Genomic DNA, 20,551 nt, shown 5'->3' with positions numbered 1-20,551 from the left:
AAAGGCTTCCATGGCTAAGCAAAAACTCCCCATCTCCGGCTACGATTACGTTATGCCCAAACCGGATGCAGAAACCATCCGCAAGTCCATTGTTTACAAGTTGATTTTCATCTTGGGCGTCGATCCTAAAGAAGCAACTTCACACCAATGGCTCAATGCCGCCATGTTGGCCGCACGTGACCTGATTGCCGAGGATTTCCTCAAAACACGCCGTGCCCACATCGACAACAGCAAACGCATGGTTTATTACCTGTCTATGGAATTCCTGCTCGGCCGTTCGTTTGTCAACGCGCTGATTAACGAAGGCGTTTACGCCGAATTTGAAGAAGCCTTCAAGCAACTGGGCAAAGAATTTGCCGATGTCTGCGAACAAGAAGAAGATCCGGGTTTGGGTAACGGCGGTTTGGGTCGTCTGGCCGCCTGCTTCCTCGACTCTTTGGCAACCCTGCGCATTCCGGCCATGGGCTACGGCATCCGTTACCAATACGGTATGTTCAAACAAGAAATCGTGGATGGCCAACAAGTTGAAAAACCCGATTTGTGGCTCGACCAAGATTTGGCATGGCAATTTGCCCGTCCGAACAAACAATATTCCGTCCGTTTCGGCGGTCACGTGTTGAACTTGGGTGACAAAAAAGAATGGCAGCCGAGCGAAGAAATTTCCGCTTGGGCATACGATGAAATCATTCCTGGCTATGGCGGCGAATGTGCCAACCCATTGCGCTTGTGGACCGCACACGCAGGCAACCTGTTTGACCTTGCCGACTTCAACCGAGGCGATTATGCCTCTGCCGTTCGCGCACAAAACAGTGACGAAAACATCTCACGCGTTCTGTATCCGAACGACTCTACCGATTCCGGCCGCGAATTGCGCCTGAAGCAAGAATACTTCTTGGTTTCCGCTTCCGTTCAAGACATTGTTGCCCGCCACAAATGCCGTTTCCCAAGCATCCGCACTTTGGCGGACGAAGTCGCCATCCATTTGAACGACACCCATCCGGTGCTCGCTATTCCTGAATTGATGCGCATCCTGATTGATGAAGAGGGCATCGCATGGACTGAAGCATGGAATATGTGCTGTAAGATTTTCTCTTACACCAACCACACATTGATGAGCGAAGCCTTGGAAACTTGGCAGGTTGACCTGATGGGCCGTCTGCTGCCGCGCCACTTGGACATCATCTTTGAAATCAATGCCTACTTCCTCAATGCCTTGCGCGCCATCGGCAACTTCGACGATGACTTTGTCCGCCGTGTATCCATCATTGACGAAACCCACGGCCGTCGCGTCCGCATGGCATGGCTTGCCGTGATCGGTTCGCACAAAGTCAACGGCGTAGCAAAAATCCACTCCGATTTGATGACCACATCCATCTTTGCCGACTTTGCCAAAGTGTTCCCGGAACGCTTTACCAACGTAACCAACGGCGTAACCCCGCGCCGCTGGATCAACATCGCCAACCCGGGCCTGACCAAATTCTTGGACAAACATCTAGGCGACGAAGACTGGCGTCTGCATTTGGATAACCTGACCAAGCTCAACGACAAAGTGGACGATGCCTCCGTACAGGCAGAATTCGGCGAAGTGAAAAAAGCCGCCAAAGAGCGCCTTGCTAAATACATCGAAACCGAGCTGGGCATCAAAGTTAACACCGATGCACTTTTCGATATCCAAATCAAACGTATCCACGAGTACAAACGTCAAGCATTGAACGTGATGCACATCGTCGACCGCTACAACAAAATCCTGGAAAACCCAGATTTCGATTGGCAGCCACGCGTGTTCATCTTTGCCGGTAAAGCCGCTTCCGCCTATTACATGGCGAAGAAAATCATCCGACTGATTAACGACGTTGCCAAAGTCATCAACAACGACACCCGTATCCGCGACCTGATTAAAGTTGTATTCATCCCGAACTACAGCGTCAGCCTCGCCCAAATCATCATCCCGGCCGCCGATTTGCACGAACAAATCTCACTGGCGGGTACGGAAGCATCCGGCACCAGCAACATGAAATTCGCCCTCAACGGCGCGCTTTGCATGGGCACGCTGGACGGCGCGAACGTCGAAATTTTGGAAAAAGTCGGCGCGGACAACTGCTTTATCTTCGGTAACACCGTCGAGCAAGTCGAAGAACTCCGCCGCAACGGTTACGACCCATTGAGCTATATCGAACGAGACAGCGACCTGCGCCGCGTCGTTAACCAAATCAGCCAAGGCACTTTCTCTCCGGAAGAGCCAAACCGCTACAACGACGTGTTGCAACCATACGGCGACTTCTATCAACTGATGGCCGATTTCCGCAGCTACATCGACACGCAATACAAAGCGGACGAACACTACCGCAACGTATCCGCATGGCGCAAATCAGCCTTGATCAATATCGCCAACATGGGCTTCTTCTCATCCGACCGCTCCATCGCCGACTACTGCCGCGATATTTGGTACATCAAACCATTGAGCGAAAAAGAATTGCCCAGCAAAAATTAAGCGTTGAGCAGATAGCGAAAGCCGATACATCGGGAAGGTGTATTGGCTTTTTTATATTCGCTGTTTTGGAATTGGATAACAAACTTAAGAGGCCGTCTGAAAACTTTCAGACGGCCTTTTGTTTTATTTGCTTTGATAATCAATCAAGCAAGATTATTTTTCAGCTTCTTCAAAGCCGACGACTTCGAGGCCGAAGCCGGTGAGGCCGGTAAAGGATGATGGCTGGCCGAGGACGCGCAGTTTTTTGACGTTGAGGCCGGCGAGGATTTGTGCGCCTATGCCGTAGCTTTTGCTGTCCCATTTGTAGGCTTGGTTTGCGCCTTTGGGCAGGGTGCGGTCGAGCAGGGTGGCGCCGTCTTCGGTACGGTGCAGGAGGATGACTACGCCGCTTTCGGCTTGTTGGATGCGCTCAAGGGCTTTGGGCAGCGACCATGAATGGCGCGGGTTGGCTTGGATGAAGTCCATGACGCTGAAGGGTTCATGGACGCGGACGAGGGTTTCTTCTTCGGCGGAGGGTGTGCCTTTGACAAGGGCGAGGTGGGTTTCGCCGGAGAGTTTGTCGACGTAAACGTGTTGTTGGAACTCGCCCCACGGGGTTTGTACGGGTGCGTTGCCCATGTCTTCGAGCAGGCTTTCGGTACGGCTGCGGTATTCGATGAGGTCGGTAATGGTGCCGATTTTGAGGTTGTGCTCTTCGGCAAACTTCATCAGTTCGGGCATACGCGCCATGGTGCCGTCGTCGTTGATGATTTCGCAGATGACGGCGGCGGGAATCAGACCGTTCATTTGTGCCAGATCGACGCCGGCTTCTGTGTGTCCGGCGCGGACGAGTACGCCGCCTTTTTGGGCGCGCAGTGGGAAGATGTGGCCGGGTTGGACGATGTCTTCGGGTTTGGCGGATGGGGAAACGGCGGTTTGAATGGTCAGGGCGCGGTCGGCGGCGGAAATGCCGGTGGTAATTCCGTAGGCGGCTTCAATGGAGACGGTAAAGTTGGTGCCGTATTGCGCGCCGTTTTTCTGGGTCATCATGGGCAGGCCGAGTTTTTCGACCATTTCGCCATCCATCGGTAGGCAAACCAGGCCGCGTGCGTTTTTGATCATGAAGTTGATGGCTTCGGGGGTAACGAATTGGGCGGCCATCAGCAAGTCGCCTTCGTTTTCGCGGTCTTCGGCATCGGTGATGATGACCATTTTGCCGGCTTTGATGTCTGCTAGGATTTCGGGAATGGTGGAGATGTGGGACATGGTATTTCTTTCTTGGCTGATGGTGGGGGCGTGGCGGTCTTGGTGGTCTTGATCCAGCCACATGTCAGGCATATTGGCTGCCTGCTCGATTTTTCGGGCTTTTTTCTCGCCGAAAGATTTGTTTTTCAGCAGGGCGGACAGCTCGCCTTGGTTGATGGCGATGGCTTGGGCAAACTTGGTCTGCTGGCCGTTGTGGTGTTGTGTTATCCATTGCCGCAGGTTGTGGCGGCGCAGGTCGGTGGTATTCATGATGAGATGAAATTGAATTGTGTGTAATGGATTGTAGTCTTGTCTTTACCAAAAGGCAAACTTTGTTTGTTGAGATTTTTTATTACTTTTTGGTAATGAAATTTATTATTTCAGACGGTCTGGGTATGGCTTGAAATTGACGGTTTTGGGAGAATATGGGGAATGTTTTGATGATTATTTTAACGGGAGATGTTTGAAATGAAAATGCTTGGGCGCGGATTGGTCGTGCTGGTGTTGTGTGCGCTGACGGCTGCGGGCGGCTGGTTTTATGCCCTGCATGGTCAGAACGAAGAACATCAGGTTTTGTCCCGTGAGGGGGTTTTGATGCAGATTAAGCAGATGAACCGCTTGGAAAGTACGGCATTTTATATCGATACGATTATCCGTACGGAGAAAAAAGGGGATTGGCGCAGGCTGTGGCAGGATTCGCAAAGCGGTATTTTTATTGTGCGCGGTAAGGTGTTGGCCGGTTTGGATTTGGACAAGTTAGGCGCGGACAATGTCAATATTGTGGACGACAAGGTATTGATCAGCCTGCCGGCGGTGGAAATCTTGAGCGTGGATTTGGAAAATATCGAAGTGTACGATATTCAGACCGGCTCGTTTAATTTGCTGCCTATGGATAAGTCTGTATTCAAGACGGTGCAGGAAGAGGCAAAACGGCAGGTATTGCAAAGCGCGTGTAAGGCTGAGATTTTGGAACATGCCAACCGTCAGGCACAAGCGCAGTTGGAAAACTTATTTGCATTGACGCAGACGAAGGTGTCCGTCTATCCAGCTGCGTTAGGGAAATGTGGTTAAATAGATTGCTTGAAAAGATAAGGCTGTCTGAAAAATTTTCAGACGGCCTTTGTTTCTTATAGCCATTAACCGCGGCGTAAAACGGCGGTATTGATGTATTTTTGAATACCGGTGGCAATGGCTTGGGCGCATTGTTGGCGGAAGGATTCGCTGCCGAGCAGCCGCTCTTCGGTAGGGTTGGAGAGGAAGGCGGTTTCCACCAAAATGGACGGAACATCCGGCGCACGGAGGACAGCAAAGTTGGCCTCGTCAACGCGGCCTTTGTGCAGTTGGTTGAGTTTGCCCAATTCGGTCAAGACGGAATGGCCGAGCTTGCGGCTGTCGCGCAGGGTCGCGGTTTGGGTCATGTCCAAAATGGCGTTGTCGACATTGGGGTTGCCGCTGGTTTGTACGCCGCCGATGGCGTCGGCGTTGTTTTGGGTTTGGGCAAGGAATTTTGCCGCCGAGCTGGTCGCGCCTTTGGTATTGAGCATATATACGCCGGTACCGCGTGCGGACGGGCTGGTAAAGGCATCGGCGTGGATGGACACGAATACGTCGGCATTGCGTGCACGGCCTTTGGCAACGCGTACGCCCAATGGGATAAAGATGTCTTCGTTGCGCGTCATGAATACGTTGTAACCCAAGGCTTCGAGGCGTTTTTTGGTTTCGCGTGCAATGGAGAGTACGACGTTTTTTTCTTTGAGGCCGCTCGGGCCGATTGCGCCGGGGTCTTCGCCACCGTGACCGGGGTCGATCATAATTACGGGACGGCGGTTACCGCCGCTGCCGCGGTTGCTTTTAGGCGCAGGGGTGTCGTATGCGATATTGGTATTTTGACGTTGTTTGGGAACATTGCCGTTGAGCAAGGCCATCATCGGGTCGTTGGCATCTGCGCCGTGCGGATAGAGGTCGATAACCAAGCGGTTTCTGAAGTTGCCGACGGGGGCGAGTGCAAAGACTTGCGGATGGGTGCTTTGTTTGAGGTCGATGACGATACGCACGGTATTGGGCGTATTTTGACCGGCACGAATGCTGCGGATAAAAGGGTCGTTAGACAGCACTTTGCTGGAAATACCTTGCAGGACGCTGTTAATTTCCGCACCTTGAATATCCACGACCAACCGGCTGGGGTTGTCCAACATAAAATGTTGGTATTTCATCGAGTGGTTGCTCTCAAGGGTAACGCGTGTGTAGGCGTTCGCCGGCCAAATGCGGACGGCAAGGAATTGCGCAGGAGAGGCCGGTTTGGCCAATGCGGCACCAACGGGCGTGAGGGTAAGAAATAGTCCTGTGCCTTGACGGAGAATGTGTCTTCTAGTTAATTTGACCATGATTCTAAACTTTTTCGGCCTTGGTTTGTGTGGGCGGAAAAGGTGCAGGTTCTGCCCTTATCGGTGTATGTCAACGTAATGGTAATGTCTGCCGGAGGCGTGAATTCTCCACCTTGCTGCGGCCATTCGATGAGGCAGATGCTGTCGGGCGCAAACAATTCGTCCAAACCGGCATCTTCCCATTCCTCGGGCATGGTAAAGCGGTAGAGGTCGAAATGGTGGAGGGTGAATGTATCCAGCGGATAAGATTCGACAATGGTGTAAGTCGGGCTTTTGACTGCGCCCGTATGCCCCAGTCCGCGCAAAATCCCGCGTGTCAGCGTGGTTTTGCCTGCACCCAATCCGCCTTCAAGATAGATGGTCAGCGGAGCGGAGAGTTGCTTGCTCCATTCTTCACCCAGTTTCAGGGTTGCTTCTTCATCGGGCAGAAAACGGGTGTAAAGTCCGTTTGAGTGCATGGAATAGGCCTTGTTGTTCAAAAGGCTTAATTATGATGGAATTGGCGGCGTTTGCAAACCTGATAGACGATAAAGTTAGATAAAGATAGTGTTGAGGCCGTCTGAAAACAGAATTCAGACGGCCTTTAATGTTAAAATGAAAATATCCCTCACAAAATTGCGAGACAGCTTATGCCTTTATCCATAGACGAACAATTATTGCCGCACCGCAATGCCATCGACAGCATCGATGCGGAAATCCTCCGTTTGCTCAACGAGCGCGCCGGTCATGCGCATGCTATCGGTGAATTGAAAGGGACAGGCGCGGTGTACCGTCCTGAACGGGAAGTGGCCGTTTTGCGCCGGATTCAGGATTTGAACCGCGGCCCTTTGCCGGATGAATCAGTTACTCGGCTGTTTCGCGAGATTATGAGCGAATGCTTGGCGGTAGAGCGTCCGCTGACGATTGCCTATTTGGGCCCAAAGGGGACATTTACCCAGCAAGCCGCTATCAAACATTTCGGCCACGCCGCACACACCATGGCGTGTACCACCATCGACAACTGCTTCAAACAAGTTGAAACGCGCCAAGCCGATTATTTGGTGGCGCCGGTAGAAAATTCGACCGAAGGTTCGGTAGGGCGGACTTTGGACTTGCTGGCAGTAACTGCGTTGAAAGCCTGCGGCGAAGTGGTTGTCCGCATCCATCACAACTTGTTGCGTAAAGACAGCCATGAAATCGGCGGCGTTACCAAAGTTTTCGCTCATGCCCAAGCCTTAGCGCAATGCAACGACTGGCTCGGCCGCAACCTGCCTAATGCCGAGCGTATTGCCGTAGCCAGCAATGCAGAAGCAGCGCGTCTGGTTGCCGAATCTGACAGTCCGAATGTAGCCGCTATTGCCGGACGTATCGCCGCGGAAATTTATCAGTTGAGCTTTGCCGCCGAGTGTATCGAAGACGAACCGAACAACACCACGCGCTTCTTGGTGATGGGTCATCAAGAAACCGGCCGCAGCGGCAACGACAAAACCTCTTTGGTCGTCTCCGCACCCAACCGTGCCGGTGCCGTTACTTCGTTGTTGCAACCTTTCACCGAGTTGGGCATTTCCATGACCAAATTTGAAAGCCGCCCAAGTAAATCGGTTTTGTGGGAATACCTGTTCTTCATCGATATCGAAGGCCACCAAAGCGATGAAAATGTCCAAAAAGCCTTGCAGCTTTTGGGCGAACGCGCTTCCTTCGTGAAAGTTGTCGGTTCTTATCCGACCGTTGTTTTGTAAGGATTATTAGGTATCAAAGGCCGTCTGAAAAGTTTTCAGACGGCTTAAATTATGTTCTCAATAGTTGCCATTTATGCAACATTATTGGCAGATTGATGTCAGTAAGTTTGCATGATTGGAAATGAACACTCTATAATCCGAACGTTTTTAATATTTTCATGCAAAGAAAGGAGCAAGCCATGACACGCAATACTTCAATCCGCTCAATCACATTCTTTGCAGCCCAAGCGTCGGTCTGATTTTCGGATAACGCTTTTCGCATTCCATGTCGCCCGCTTCGGGCTGCTTTCCCTACGATTATCGGCTAGAAACCAGGCCGTCTGAACATTTCGCAGACGGTGGATACCTATTGTCATCTGTTGTCGGTTTCTATCCGTTTTAAAGAAAGCATAAACACATGGGCAATTATCCCCATCATATTCAAATTATTGCCGATTCAAATACATGGATTGAAGGCAATGCTGTCGCACAGCTCGAAACCACCGCCCGATTACCGCATATGCTGCGCGTTGCCGGAATGCCGGATTTACACGCAGGGCGCGGTTATCCGGTTGGCGCGGCATTTTTCAGCGACCGTCATTTTTATCCTGCCCTGATTGGGAATGACATCGGTTGCGGCATGGCGTTTTGGCAGACCGATTTACGCGCAGCCAAACTCAAACCGGCCAAACTCGCCAAACAGCTGGGCAATATCGATACGCCGTTGGATAAAGACGAACAGGTTGATTTGTTAGGCGACGCTGTCGATATGCACCAATTTTCAGACGGCCTTGCCGTAGGTACGATTGGCGGAGGCAACCATTTTGCTGAGTTGCAAACCGTTGATACTGCTTATCGCGCCGATCTGCTTCCGACAGATTTTGATGAAAACCATTTGCAACTGTTGGTGCATAGCGGTTCGCGCGGATTGGGCCAGCAGATTTTGCAACGCCATATTGCCGCCTTTGGGCATCAAGGTTTGGCAGAAGAGGGCGAAGCGGCGGCAGCCTACCTTGCCGAACACCAAGCAGCCTTGGAATTTGCCAGCCTTAACCGCCGTTTGATTGCGGCCAGAATGCTCGACCGTTGGCGCGCAGACAGTATTTTTGATATTTGCTATTAAACGTCTTTGCTATTAAACGTCGTATACTATGGATAGAAACGTTAAGGAGGATATTCAAATGGAATTTATTCATGAAGGAAAAGCGTTTAGACATTATAATGCAGCTGGAGAAATGGATGCGGAAATCACATACGCTTCTAAAGGAGAAGGAGTGATTGAAGCGAATCATACATTTGTAGATTCAAGCATACGCGGACAAGGAGTAGGGCGCCAATTAGTGGACAAATTAGCAGACTTCGCAAGAGGTGAAAACTTAAAAATTCATCCAACGTGTCCGTATGTTGTTGCTTTATTCGAAAAAAGTACTGAATACGACGATGTTAAAATATAAAAAAGTACTAATTCATATAAATAAATATTTAAATTCACAGTTTTTTCATAAAAAGGAACATGCCTGCTTGATGTCCATCATAATTTTTTGGAACAAACCGAGATTAACGGCACAACCGGTTGGCTGCACCGAAAAGGCGCAACGCCCACCGATAAAGGCTTGATCATGATACTCGGCTCGCGCGGCGAATGCAAAGGCAGGCTGTCGCACAAATATACTGCCGACAGCCTGCGCCAGACCGAATTTGGCAGCGTGGTTGTCTGTCAGGACAAAGCTTTGATTTTTGAAGAAGCGCCGCAGGCTTATAAAAGCATCGACAGCGTTATTGCTGCCATGAAAAACGTAGGTTTGATTGAATTGGTCGCGCGGTTTAAACCTGTTTTGACTTATAAAACCGGCGGCGAGTGTGGAGCGTAAAGATGAAACAGAATACACCAGCGGTTTATCTGCAAATTTCCACCGCGCAAGGGCCGGCAGAGTGCTGTATATTTGCCCGTTTCGTCTTGGGCGAATTGCTTACTGAAGCCCAAGCAAAAGGCATTGATGCCGAACTTGTTACCGAAACCGCCGATAAGCACGGCATTTTGTCGGCGACGCTCAAGTTGGAAGGGCAGAAAGCCGAAAGTTTGGCGCAAACTTGGCAGGGGACGCTCCAATGGGTATGCCCCAGCCCCGTCCGCCCGAAACATCCGCGCAAAAATTGGTATATAGGCGTTTTCCGCTTGCCCGATATGCCGCAGATGTATGAAATGCCGTCTGAAAACGGAATCGAGTTTCAAACCTGCCGTTCGGGCGGTAAAGGCGGGCAACACGTCAATAAAACCGAGAGTGCCGTCCACGCCACCCATAAAGAAAGCGGCATTTCCGTGCGGGTCGAGAGCGAACGCAGCCAGCATGCCAATAAAAAATTGGCGGTAATGTTATTGGCGCAAAAGCTGGCGAAACATCATGCCGGACAGGCTGGAAATTTTGCGCAGGAGCAGCACGCGCAACTCTATCAAGTTGAGCGCGGCAATCCGAAAAGAACGTTTGTCGGTACTGCTTTTAAGGAGAAATAATTTATCTGCTGAATAAGGAGGTATTTAAAACATAAACCAAAGGCCGTCTGAAAATTTTCAGACGGCCTTTTATCGGTTTATCGATTAGCGTTCGCTTAACGCTTGTTTCATACGCGTAATCGGCTTGATCAGGTATTGGAAGATGGTTTTCTCGCCGGTTTTGATGTCCACCGTTGCAACCATGCCCGGAATAATCGGCATAGGTTTGCCGTTTTTGTCTTTCAGGGAGTTGTTTTCGGTTTGGACGAGAACGCGGTAATAGACTTGGTTCGGATCAAGTTTCAGGTCGTTGGCACGGTTTTGCATGGAGTTGCTGACGGTATCGGCGCCAACAAGAGTAACTTTGCCTTCCAAGCCACCGTAGATGGAGTAGTCGTATGCGCTGACTTTAACCAATGCAGGTTGGCCTGCGCGGATAAAGGCAATGTCTTGCGGGCGGATATAGGCTTCGACCAGCAGTTTGTCGTCAACCGGGACAATTTGCATGATGTCTTCGCCTGCGTTCACAACGCCGCCGATGGTGGTGACTTTTATGCCTTTGACGATACCGCGCATAGGTGCGCGGATTTGCGAGCGTTCAACCGGGTCGGCGCGCATGGCAACGTTTTCTTTGGATTGCGCCAGCTCGGATTCGGCTTGCAAAAGTTCGTTGTTGGCATCGGCTTTGTAGCGGTTGCGGCGCTCGGAAATTTGAGTGGCCAAGTCGGCAGACTCACGGCGCATTCTTAAGAGTTCGACTTCGGAAACCACACCTTCGGCAACCATGGGGGCGGTAATAGCGATTTCGCGGTCAAGCGCAGCCTTGCTTTGGGAAAGGCCGCTGACGGCGTCGGTCATGGCTTGACGGCGTGCTTTGTAGGCGGCGATTTCGCGACGGCGAAGCTCGGGACCCACGCTGTCAGGGAAGGAGAGCTTGGTGCCGTAGGCTTCGGCTTTAAGGCGGGCAACAGTGGCTTCGAGGTTTTCGACTTTGGCTTCGCTTTCACGCAAAACGGCGGAGCTGCGCGTGTCGTCGAGTTTCATCAGAATCTGATCTTTCTCGACCATATCGCCTTCTTTAACCATGATTTCGGTTACGATGCCGGGGTCGAGGCTTTGAATCACTTGCTCACGGCTACTGGGAATGATATTGCCGTTGCCGCGGGTCACTTCTTCGACCGGGCTGTTGTAAGCCCAAATAACGAAGACAACCAGGAAAATGAAGAAAAGGATGATGACCCAAAATTGACCGCTGTGTTTTTCTTTTTGAAGGGCGGCGTTGAGGTCGTTGATGAGGTGTAGGTCTTTGGATTTGACGTTGTTTTCGCGGCTCATAATCGTGTGTCTTTATTGTGTTTGGTGGATTTTAACCATTAGGGCAGGCCGTCTGAAAGGGTAAGTAGGTTTTCAGACGGCCTTTTGCTTTATTGTGCTGCCGATTGAGGGGCGGCGGCTTGTTGTTGCTGTTTGGCGTTGACAGCTTGTTGCTGTTGTTTGACGTTAGCTGCTTTGGCCTGTTCGTTTTGCATGAGTTTTTGCAATACCAGGTCACGCGGGCCGTCCATTACGACTTTACCATTGTCCATGACAATGATGCGGTTGACGATTTGCAGCACTTGCGGACGGTGGGTTACCAAAAGCATGGTGCGGTTGCGACCCCATTGGGCGATGGCATTGAGCGCCATGCGTTCAGTAGCTTGGTCCAGGCTGGTGGTTGGCTCGTCCAGCAGGACGACTTTCGGATTGCGCAAGGTCATGCGCGCCAGGGCGATGATTTGTTTTTGACCGCCGGACAAGCCCAAGCCGTCTTCACCCAAAGGCATATCCAAACCGCGCGGATGGTTGCGGATGATTTTGTCAAGGCCGAAGCGGTTGAGCGCAATCAGCAGGTCTTGGTCGGTAGAATAACTGCCGGTACGTGCCAAGTCCATGTTTTCGCGTAATGTGCCGAGGAACAGGCGTGGCGATTGGCTCAAAAGTAGGACTTGGTCGCGCAGGAAGTTGGGGTCAAGCTGGCGCATATCGACGCCGTCAAGGGTAACGTTGCCTTTTTCGGTATCGTACAGGCCGCTGGCCAGTTTGAGCATGGTGCTTTTACCGCTGCCGATACGGCCCAAAATGCCGACTTTTTCCCCCGGTTTGATGGTCAGGTGCAAATCTTCGACGGCGCTGTTGTTGTCAGCTTGATATTTGAACGATACGTTTTCAAAGGTAATATTGCCTTGAACGTTGTCCAAAGTAATGTATTTGCGTTCCGGATTGCGCTCGATAGGTCGGGTAACGATGTCGTTTACGCCTTTGAGGGCAAGTTTGGCCTGCTGGAAGCGGGTAGCCAAACCGGCGATTTGTGCCAACGGCGCCAAAGCGCGGCCGGACAGAATCACGGAGGCAATCAATGCACCCATGGTGATGCGTTCCGCATGGTTGTCGGCGTGAATCAAATAGGTACCGACGACGACCAAGAAGACGGTATTGAGCTGCTGCATGGCAACGGCGAAGTTGACCATGAAGTTGCTGGTGTCCTTGACTTTGATGGAAGAAGCAGAAGTTTTGGCGGTGTATTCATCCCAACGTTGTTGCGCCCAAGATGTGGCGTTGTTGGTTTTCAGGGTTTCGATGCCTTCGATGGCTTCAACGGCAAGGCCGGAGCGTTGCGAACCTTCTTTCATCGATTCATTGATGTGGCGAGAGAGCGGGCGTTGTACGACAAAACCGACAATCACGACAATCGGAATGATGGTCAGGGGAACGAGTGCCAGTTTGCCGCCAACCATGGAAATTACGAAGATAAACAGCAACAGGAAAGGCAAGTCGACAATGGTCAACAAGCTGGCACTGGTCATGAACTCGCGCACGGCTTCAAATTCGCGCAAATTACTGGCGTATGAACCGGAAGAAGCAGGACGGTCTGCCAGACGCAATGCCATCACTCGGCGGAACAGGGCGGAGCTGATGATCAGGTCGGCTTTTTTACCGGCAATATCGGTCAAATGACCGCGAATCATCTTGGCGGCAAACTCAAACAAAATCGCCAAGACCACGCCGATGCTCAATACCCACAAGGTTTCATAGGCTTGGTTGGGAATAACGCGGTCGTACACGTTCATCACATACAGGGAGCTGACGAGCGCAAGGAAGTTGATGATGATGGTGGCCAAGATGACTTGGTAGTAGTAGCTGCGGAAACGCCAAATGACTTTCCAAAACCATGCTTTGGGCAAATGGTATTCAGGCAGCTCCGAGCGCATATCGGTAGCCATTTTGGGTTTGATAAACCAGCAGTAGCCCAAATACAGGCCGGAGAGCTGCTCGTGGCTGAGTTCCTGTTCCAAACCGTCGACTTGGCGGATATGGTATTTGCGCTCTTGGCCGGAGCCTTCGATTTGGGTGATAACTGCCGCCTCTTCGTTGTGCAGGATAATCATGACCGGCACGGCGAGCGAGGGGATGTCTTCCAGATTGCGTTTGGATAAGGTGTTTTCAAAGCCGTGGCTGCGCAGGACTTCGACCAGTGAGTGATAGTTGACCTTGAGCTTTTTGTCGCGTACGACTTCGGCGGACAAAGCGGCTTCGGATACGGGCGCACCCAAAAGGCGGGTCACTAAAACGATGTGTTCAATGATGGCTTTCATATTTTTTCGCGTAATGTTTTTGGTTTAACCGGCGGATATGGCTTTATTTTTGTGCCAAACCGACCCAAGCGGAGATTTTGGCCTGGGTATTTAAATAGTCGAGCGCCGCATCGCGGAAATCGTTGCGGGCGGCAACATAATCCTGCTCGATGGAGGATAACTCGCTGTATGCGCTCAAAACGTCGGTCAGCGTACGTCGGGCAATTTTAAACTGCAATTCGTACACTTTGATGACTTCTTTTTGGGCGGCGATGTGTTGCGCTGTCAGCGCGGTACGCTGTTCGCTTTCCTGCATATCGATGGCCGATGTTTGAACGCGTTCGTTCATGTCGCGCAGGATTTGTTCGGACTTGGCTTCTGCGGCAATCAATGATTTGGCATTGCGCTCTACATTGTGTCGTGCGGCAATATCCAACACATTCCATGCAACGTTTAAATAAAGTTGTCTGGTGTTGCGCGTTGCACTGCCTTCCAAATTGAGGGCAGGCAGGCGTTCGGCTTTGGAGGCATCCAAATCGGCACGGACGCTGTCGCGCTCGGCTAATTGCGCCTGATAGGACGGATTGTTGTTGCGGTTGGGGTTGTTGAAGCGTTCAGTGATGGATTTCGCCGTGTCGTTTTTAAACGGATCTTCCAAATCGTTGGCAGTCAGCTGGCGTGAGGTATAGCGGGATAGGCGGCTCAGTGCCAAATCCATGGTGCGGCGTTGTTGGGCAATGATGTTTGCCACTTGCAGTTGGCGCGCGCGCGCTTCAATCAGCTCAGAACGGCGGCCAGCATCATATTTGACGATGGTGTCCAAGTCTTTTAAGAGGTTGTTATGGCGCGCCAAAGTCTGCTCGTTGAGGATCAGGGTTTCTTTTGCACGCAATGCGCTCAGATAAAGGCGGCCGATATCGCTGCCCAGCTGCTCTTGGCTTTCGGTGTATTTGTGTTGATAGTATTCTTCGCGGCTGCGGTCGCGGCGGACGGCGGCTTCAATCGCGCCCCATGAGTAGATGTTTACGCTGCCGCGTACGCCGACGCCGTCTTCCATATCGTTGCTGTTGTATTTATTGTGTTGCGCCAGCACTTTCGTACCGGTCAGGGTAACGACAGGATAATGGCGTGCGCGCGTGGCTTTGGTTGTGCTTTGCGCAGCTTCTTGAGTGGCTTTGGCTTCACGCACAATCGGATCGCTGATTAAAGCATCCCTGAGGATGTCTTGCAGGCTGTATGCAGAGGCCGTCTGAAACGGCAGCAGACAGCAGGCGACGGCAACGGCCGATGACAATAAACGGGGCTTTGTGGGTGAAGAATAAATATGCGACATGATTTTTAACCAAATGATTTATATATTATCGTTGTCTGTATCGGATATCGCCTGAGGCATGACCGGGCGAATTTTGAACGAGAACACATACATTTACAAAGCATAAAGCATTTTTTCCAGCTTTTCACAATATTCTGATGAAAGGTCGAGATACAGGCCTTAAAGTATATTATTGCAAAGCGCGACTATCGTATCTAATGATTTTAATGTAAAAAATCTATCAAAAAGGCCGTCTGAAAGGGTTTCAGACGGCCTTTTTCAACCTTAGTCCTTACGTTGCAATACAGCGGCAAAGAAGCCGTCGGTTTGGTGTTCTCCGGAGTTGAGGCGCAGGTATTTTCCGGTATCCAAATCAATCTTCAGGTTTTGCAACAGTTCGGCGCAGTTGACGAGTTCAAACTCGGGATGCTCGGACAGGAAACGTTCGACTTGCAGCTCGTTTTCTTCCGGCAACACGCTGCAGGTGGCGTACACCAAACGGCCTTGCGGTTTCACCAGTTTGGAGGCGGCATCGAGGATGCTGTGTTGCTGTTCCAAAAGATTGGCCACGGTCTCGGCGGATTGGCGGTATTTGAGGTCGGGATTGCGGCGTAAAGTACCCAAACCGGAGCAGGGTGCGTCCACCAACACACGGTCGGCTTTGCCTGTCAGTCGTGCAATACGGGTATCGTGTTCGCTGCTGATGCGTTCGGGGTGGATATTGGTCAGTCCGGCACGGGTCATGCGCGGTTTGAGGTTGGCAAGGCGTTTTTCGGCGATGTCGAAGGCGTAGATTCTGCCTTTGTTGGCCATTTGTGCGCCGACAGCCAAGGTTTTACCGCCGGCACCGGCACAGAAATCGACAATGATTTCGCCGCGTTTTGCGTCCACCAATAAGGCGAGCAGCTGGCTGCCTTCGTCTTGGACTTCCAGTGTGCCATCCAAAAACAATTCGTGTTTGTTAAGCGCGATTTTGTTTTTCAGGCGGATACCCCAAGGCGAATAAGGCGTGGCCTCTGCATCGGCACTTTCGGCTTTCAACAATGGCAGCATTTTATCGCGTTTGCCTTTCAAGGTATTGACGCGGATGTCGAGCGGGGCAGGTTGGTTGATGCTGCGGCCGAAGGCGAGGATTTCTTCTTTGCTCCAATGCCGTTGCAGTTGTTCCACCAGCCATTGCGGCAATTCTGCGGCGGTATTCAGGCCGTCTGAAAACTCGGTTTTGCGGGCTTTCAAATTGCCGAGAAACTCTGTTTCTTCTTCATCAAGCAGGTCTTTGATTTGGCTGATGTTGGTACTTCTGCCGAGAACCAGCGCGGCGAGTGCGGCTTTGCGCGGCTGCGCGTGCGGACGGCGCAGGGCGGTACTGATTTTTTGATAGTGGCGCAGCGCGGCAAAGGCGGTTTCGGCGATTTCGTGGCGGTCTTGGCGGCCGAGCTTTTTGTGTTCGCGGAAATAGGCGGAGAGGACGGCATCGGAAGGCTGTTTGAAAGTCAGCATTTCAGCCAAAACTTTGGCGGTATGGTCGAGTTGTGCGGCGTTCATAATGTAATGGGTTTCTCTTAAAGTTAGTAAAGGGTTTCAGATGGCCTTCATGATGCGTTCGATTTCGTGCCAAAAGCCGTCCGGCCGTAATTCCAAAACGGCAATCAAGCCTTGGTCGATACGGCGGATTTCGGTTTCGTTCAATGCTTCGGTTTCGGCGACACGCGCAGGTGCAAGATAGGCCATGCGGTCGAGCAAGTGATAACGTGCTTCTTGGCGTTCAAACCCGTATTCCGCCCAGTCTTGTATATAGATGCCGCGCCAGCAGTATGGATTAAGTGGTGGCTCAAAAGCATGGAAACCTTGTGGAAAAAATCCGATGCCGCGCACGATGGAAGCAGGGAACGGATTTTCCGACAGACCTTGTGCGGTTAAGGCTGCTTTGCCTTGCAGTGTATGTAGCAGCTGGGATTGCTGCACCAGTTTGGCGGCTTTGTCCGTCAGCGTGTCTTTAGGATTGAGGCCGCGCAGGTTTTGCACTTGGTTGCCGCCGTAGTATTTACACGCCAGCTCGATATGGTAGGGCTGTTGGTTGAGGGAAACGACAAAATCCGCGGCACCTAAAGTTTGGCCGTCTGAAAAAACGGGCAGATTGTATGCGTGCAGTTTGATGTGCGGCGCGTTGGCAAACCAAAAAGCCAACAACTCTTCGGCGTAAATACCGAGACGATGTCCGAACGGGGCGCGTTGGGCGAGGTAATCCGTCAGCGGCGCGGGATCGGCATCCAATGCCAAAAGGTAACGGAAACCGTATTCCCCCAATAGTTCCCGCACGCTCAATTCGCAACCGCTTTGCCACAAAGGCGGCGCAGTCAGCAGCGAGGCGAGGTCGCGGACGGGGTGGCTGGTGAGTTTCCACCATAATGCGTCTAGGGCGTAATTCATGCTTATCCGAATATCAGTCATGCTGTCTGAAAAAGCTTGTAATGTTTTCAGACGGCCTTAATCAGTCTTTTTTATGGATACGGTGGCTGACGGTATTGAAAAAACCGCGCAGGATGTCGATGTCTTCGGTTTGCGTGTTGGCGCGGCCGAACAGGCTCTGCATACGGCGCATCAGACGCTCGCCGTTGCGGCGGTTGAAAAAGCCAATGTCGTTCATCACGCTTTCCATGTGGGCGACCATGCCTTTGATTTGCTCGTGGGTCGCGGCATGGTCTTCCTGTTGCAGGTGGGTCATGGGCGAATCGGTTTGACTGAAGATTTCGTAGCACACGACCTGCACGGCTTGGGCGAGGTTGAGCGAGAAATAGTCGGGATTGCCGTTGATGGTCATCAGTCGGTTGCAGGCTTGGACTTCTTCTATGCTCAAGCCGAAAGTCTCGTTGCCGAAAACCAGCGCCACTTTCTCGCCTCGGTTGGCGGCCTGCAGTAATTCGGGCACTAAATCGCGCGGGGTTTGCAGCGGCGCGGTGATTTCACGGCGGCGGCTGGTCAGGGCGCAGGCGATGGTCGTGTCGGCAAGGGCTTCGTCCAAAGAAGCGGCAATGGTGGCATTTTCCAAAACGTCTGCCGCGCCGGAAGCGAGGATGAAGCTTTCTTCCGGTAATGTAAACGATTGCGGATGCTCCGGGTCAAACACGGGCGGATTTTCCGTCATCGGTGTTGCCATCAGATTGGGGGCGACGATGGTCAATTTGTGCAGGCCCATTGTTTTCATGGCGCGCGCGGCGGAGCCGATATTGGCGGGATGGCTGGTGCGCGTGAGGATGATGCGGATGTTGTCCAGATAAGCGGGCAGGGCGGGTTTTTCGGAAGTCATGTTTTATTTTCTGTTTGTACGGGAATCAGGTATAATGCGCCATCTTTTTGTTTTCAGACGGCCTTTTTCCATGCCGTCTGAAATGTTCTTTAACAGCATCGGAAACGATTAACAGCCTCTTGTGTGCCATGTTCGGCGCATTAGGGCGTATTTTACCTGAATTAGGAAGAAAACCATGAATCCGTTTTTAAATACCGCTTTCAAAGCCGCCCGTAAAGCAGGGCAAATGATGATTCGCGCCGCCGGCAATCTGGATGCCGTCAAAGTAGACAGCAAAGCATTCAACGACTTCGTTTCCGATGTTGACCGCAGCTCTGAAATGATTTTGGTAGAAGCGCTCAAAGAAGCCTATCCTCACCACAAAATCACTTGCGAAGAAGGCGGCTCCCACGGTAAAGCCACCACCGAGTACGAATGGATTATCGACCCGCTCGACGGCACAACCAACTTTCTCCACGGCCATCCTCAATACGCCATCTCTATGGCACTCCTGCACAAAGGCGTGTTGCAAGAAGCTTTGGTGTACGCACCTGAGCGCAACGACGTATACATGGCTTCCCGAGGCAAAGGCGCGTTGCTTAACGATCGCCGCATCCGCGTTTCCAACCGCATCGAATTGAACCGCTGCCTGATCGGCACCGGCTTCCCTGTTGTCGATCAAAGTATGATGGACAAGTATCTGGCGATTTTGAAAGATTTTTTGGCCAAAACCGCCGGCGGCCGTCGTGAAGGCGCGGCTTCTTTGGATTTGTGTGCCGTTGCGGCCGGCCGTTTGGACGGTTTCTTCGAGTTCAACCTCAAACCTTGGGATATTGCCGCCGGTGCATTGATTGTCCAAGAAGCAGGCGGCATCGTTACCGATATGTCCGGCGATGAAGGCTGGTTAGAAAGCGGCGACATCGTTGCGGCGAATCCTAAAGTATTGGCGCAAATGCTGAAAATTATTTCTGAACACCAATAAGCGTTTGTAGGGAACGGTCTGTATTTATCTTTGCAGGCTAGAGTTTAAATAATCGGTAAAAGGCCGTCTGAAACCTGAAATAGGGTTTCAGACGGTCTTTTATTTTGTTATTAACGGATTCGGATAAGAGCTGAAAATACGGCTTTTAAAGGAAGCGTTTTTAATTTTGTCTGTATTTTCTATTGCTTCGCAGTTATGATGTGGATACGTTTGGCTGAAATAATGCCGCGTGCAATCATAAAAATAGAAAGCAGAGGAGAATAATGAAACGAAATTTTGAAGCAGTAAAACGCATTGTCATTAAGATTGGAACCAGTTCTTTGGTGTTGCCAAATGGCAAAATCAATTTGGCAAAAATCGACCAACTGGCCTTTGTCATTTCCAGCTTGGTCAGTAAGGGCAAAGAAATTGTGCTGGTGTCTTCCGGCGCGATGGGCTTTGGGCTGAATGTCCTCAACATGGAAAAACGTCCGGCGGAAATGGCGCAGCAGCAGGCTGTTTCCAGCGTCGGCCAAGTGGCCATGATGAGCCTTTATTCGCAGATTTTTTCCCATTATCGGATGACGGTATCGCAAATCCTGCTGACGCGTGATGTGGTCGAATATCCGGAAAGTTTGGCAAACGTTACCAATGCTTTTGAATCCCTGCTTTCCATCGGCGTCATCCCTATTGTCAATGAGAACGATGCGGTCAGCGTGGACGAGATGGACCATGCGACCAAATTTGGCGATAACGACCGTTTGTCGGCAGTCGTGGCGAAAATCGTTAAAGCCGATTTGCTGATTATGTTGTCCGATATAGACGGTTTGTTTGATAAAAATCCGGCTGTTCACGCCGATGCCAAGCTGCGCAGCCATGTGGCCGATATTACCGAAGAAATTATTGCTTCTGCCGGCGGATCGGGCAGTAAGTTTGGTACGGGCGGCATGCTCAGTAAGATTAAGAGCGCGCAGATGATGTTTGAACATCACGGCCAGATGGTGTTGATGAACAGCGCCAATCCGCGCGATATTCTTCAGGTTTTAGATGGCGCGCCTATCGGAACGTGGTTTGCACAAGAGAAATAGGGAGGT

The 20,551-nt window shown here is 51.4% G+C and carries 17 protein-coding genes and 1 pseudogene; 9 read left to right on the top strand and 9 right to left on the bottom strand.

Going from position 1 to position 20,551, the window contains the following annotated elements; all coding sequences use genetic code 11:
* Nucleotides 1-10: 10 nt before the first annotated feature.
* Nucleotides 11-2,491, top strand: a complete 2,481-nt coding sequence (locus O3661_RS04670) for a glycogen/starch/alpha-glucan phosphorylase (protein ID WP_371492464.1) — start codon at nucleotides 11-13, stop codon at nucleotides 2,489-2,491.
* Nucleotides 2,492-2,644: 153 nt separating this feature from the next.
* On the opposite strand, the gene ribBA is transcribed toward O3661_RS04670, so the two are convergent.
* Nucleotides 2,645-3,985 carry a bifunctional 3,4-dihydroxy-2-butanone-4-phosphate synthase/GTP cyclohydrolase II gene (ribBA, locus tag O3661_RS04665; RefSeq protein WP_371492463.1) on the bottom strand — a complete coding sequence of 447 codons (1,341 nt, stop codon included), beginning with the start codon at nucleotides 3,983-3,985 and terminating at the stop codon, nucleotides 2,645-2,647.
* A 189-nt stretch (nucleotides 3,986-4,174) separates the two neighbouring features.
* Here ribBA and O3661_RS04660 point away from each other — a divergent pair, with 189 nt between their 5' ends.
* Complete coding sequence (locus tag O3661_RS04660; protein WP_371492462.1) at nucleotides 4,175-4,786, top strand: DUF4230 domain-containing protein; 612 nt, start codon at nucleotides 4,175-4,177, stop codon at nucleotides 4,784-4,786.
* 65 nt (nucleotides 4,787-4,851) lie between these two features.
* On the opposite strand, the gene O3661_RS04655 is transcribed toward O3661_RS04660, so the two are convergent.
* Both O3661_RS04655 and tsaE read right to left on the bottom strand, forming a co-directional pair.
* A complete protein-coding gene (locus O3661_RS04655) occupies nucleotides 4,852-6,099 on the bottom strand; it encodes an N-acetylmuramoyl-L-alanine amidase (protein ID WP_371492461.1) in 1,248 nt (415 codons plus the stop codon).
* On the bottom strand, nucleotides 6,087-6,557 hold the full coding sequence (gene tsaE, locus O3661_RS04650) for a tRNA (adenosine(37)-N6)-threonylcarbamoyltransferase complex ATPase subunit type 1 TsaE (RefSeq protein ID WP_063076419.1): 471 nt from the start codon (nucleotides 6,555-6,557) through the stop codon (nucleotides 6,087-6,089). The genes O3661_RS04655 and tsaE overlap by 13 nt, the downstream gene beginning before the upstream one ends.
* A gap of 171 nt (nucleotides 6,558-6,728) precedes the next feature.
* Here tsaE and pheA point away from each other — a divergent pair, with 171 nt between their 5' ends.
* The 5 genes and pseudogenes from pheA (at nucleotide 6,729) to prfH (ending at nucleotide 10,308) form a co-directional block, all read left to right on the top strand.
* The gene (pheA, locus tag O3661_RS04645; protein WP_107857225.1) at nucleotides 6,729-7,817 is read left to right on the top strand and encodes a prephenate dehydratase; all 1,089 of its coding nucleotides are present in this window, start codon (nucleotides 6,729-6,731) and stop codon (nucleotides 7,815-7,817) included.
* Nucleotides 7,818-8,214: 397 nt separating this feature from the next.
* Nucleotides 8,215-8,895 (top strand): annotated as a pseudogene (locus tag O3661_RS04640) (RNA ligase RtcB family protein); the annotation flags it as partial.
* 82 nt (nucleotides 8,896-8,977) lie between these two features.
* Nucleotides 8,978-9,250 carry a GNAT family N-acetyltransferase gene (locus O3661_RS04635; RefSeq protein ID WP_371492460.1) on the top strand — a complete coding sequence of 91 codons (273 nt, stop codon included), beginning with the start codon at nucleotides 8,978-8,980 and terminating at the stop codon, nucleotides 9,248-9,250.
* Nucleotides 9,251-9,337: 87 nt separating this feature from the next.
* Nucleotides 9,338-9,667, top strand: a complete 330-nt coding sequence (locus O3661_RS04630; protein WP_371492459.1) for an RtcB family protein — start codon at nucleotides 9,338-9,340, stop codon at nucleotides 9,665-9,667.
* A gap of 2 nt (nucleotides 9,668-9,669) precedes the next feature.
* Nucleotides 9,670-10,308 (top strand): peptide chain release factor H, encoded by a 639-nt coding sequence (gene prfH / locus O3661_RS04625; protein WP_371492458.1) that lies wholly within the window; start codon nucleotides 9,670-9,672, stop codon nucleotides 10,306-10,308.
* 84 nt (nucleotides 10,309-10,392) lie between these two features.
* Here the strand turns inward: prfH and O3661_RS04620 are convergent, their stop codons facing one another.
* From O3661_RS04620 to O3661_RS04595, 6 genes are all read right to left on the bottom strand, one after another.
* The gene (locus O3661_RS04620) at nucleotides 10,393-11,622 is read right to left on the bottom strand and encodes an HlyD family type I secretion periplasmic adaptor subunit (protein WP_107723486.1); all 1,230 of its coding nucleotides are present in this window, start codon (nucleotides 11,620-11,622) and stop codon (nucleotides 10,393-10,395) included.
* Nucleotides 11,623-11,711: 89 nt separating this feature from the next.
* On the bottom strand, nucleotides 11,712-13,919 hold the full coding sequence (locus O3661_RS04615; RefSeq protein ID WP_107723485.1) for a type I secretion system permease/ATPase: 2,208 nt from the start codon (nucleotides 13,917-13,919) through the stop codon (nucleotides 11,712-11,714).
* 43 nt (nucleotides 13,920-13,962) lie between these two features.
* Entirely contained in the window at nucleotides 13,963-15,192 is a 1,230-nt protein-coding gene (locus O3661_RS04610) for a TolC family protein (protein ID WP_371492456.1), read from the bottom strand.
* Nucleotides 15,193-15,495: 303 nt separating this feature from the next.
* A complete protein-coding gene (locus tag O3661_RS04605) occupies nucleotides 15,496-16,755 on the bottom strand; it encodes an RsmB/NOP family class I SAM-dependent RNA methyltransferase (protein ID WP_371492455.1) in 1,260 nt (419 codons plus the stop codon).
* Between the two features lie 36 nt (nucleotides 16,756-16,791).
* Entirely contained in the window at nucleotides 16,792-17,661 is an 870-nt protein-coding gene (locus O3661_RS04600; protein ID WP_371492453.1) for a DUF1853 family protein, read from the bottom strand.
* 40 nt (nucleotides 17,662-17,701) lie between these two features.
* Nucleotides 17,702-18,517, bottom strand: a complete 816-nt coding sequence (locus O3661_RS04595) for an RNA methyltransferase (RefSeq protein ID WP_371492452.1) — start codon at nucleotides 18,515-18,517, stop codon at nucleotides 17,702-17,704.
* Nucleotides 18,518-18,692: 175 nt separating this feature from the next.
* Here O3661_RS04595 and O3661_RS04590 point away from each other — a divergent pair, with 175 nt between their 5' ends.
* Together O3661_RS04590 and proB are read left to right on the top strand one after the other, a co-directional pair.
* Nucleotides 18,693-19,478 (top strand): inositol monophosphatase family protein, encoded by a 786-nt coding sequence (locus O3661_RS04590; RefSeq protein WP_371492450.1) that lies wholly within the window; start codon nucleotides 18,693-18,695, stop codon nucleotides 19,476-19,478.
* 263 nt (nucleotides 19,479-19,741) lie between these two features.
* A complete protein-coding gene (gene proB / locus O3661_RS04585) occupies nucleotides 19,742-20,545 on the top strand; it encodes a glutamate 5-kinase (RefSeq protein WP_371492449.1) in 804 nt (267 codons plus the stop codon).
* Nucleotides 20,546-20,551 lie beyond the last annotated feature (6 nt).

The sequence above is a fragment of the Neisseria sp. 20925_1_37 genome, from assembly GCF_041433255.1.
GTDB classification, from domain to species: domain Bacteria; phylum Pseudomonadota; class Gammaproteobacteria; order Burkholderiales; family Neisseriaceae; genus Neisseria; species Neisseria flavescens_D.
This window is presented reverse-complemented; position numbering and strand designations above follow the sequence as displayed.